This window comes from Pseudoalteromonas sp. SIMBA_162 (assembly GCF_046535955.1).
GTDB classification, from domain to species: domain Bacteria; phylum Pseudomonadota; class Gammaproteobacteria; order Enterobacterales; family Alteromonadaceae; genus Pseudoalteromonas; species Pseudoalteromonas marina.
This window is the reverse complement of the sequence record NZ_JAWJBQ010000567.1, coordinates 1-264: the sequence shown is the minus strand read 5'-3', so window position 1 is coordinate 264 and position 264 is coordinate 1. Positions and strand designations below refer to the sequence as shown.

1 protein-coding gene is annotated in these 264 nt (G+C 63.3%); it reads left to right on the top strand.

Annotated features, from left to right (window positions below):
* Positions 1-264 (top strand): type VI secretion system baseplate subunit TssF (locus R0J88_RS20945; protein ID WP_410901017.1); only part of this gene is annotated, 264 nt, incomplete at both ends.

Genomic DNA, 264 nt, shown 5'->3' with positions numbered 1-264 from the left:
AGGCAGCGCGGCTGAACGCCGAAGGCCTCAATGAGCTCAAGCGGCTGTGCACTCGCTTCGGCATGTTTGCGCCCGACGCCGGCCGGCGATTCGACGCGCTCGTGTCCCTCTCGACTGAAAGGGTGCGGCGCTGGATGCCAGGCAAGCCGGCTTCAGCGTTCGTCCAAGGATTGGAGGTCCGGCTCGTGATCGACGAGCAGCGTTTCGTCCAATTCAGTCTCGCCGGATTAGGGCGCGTGATGGATCGACTATTTTCCCCGTACG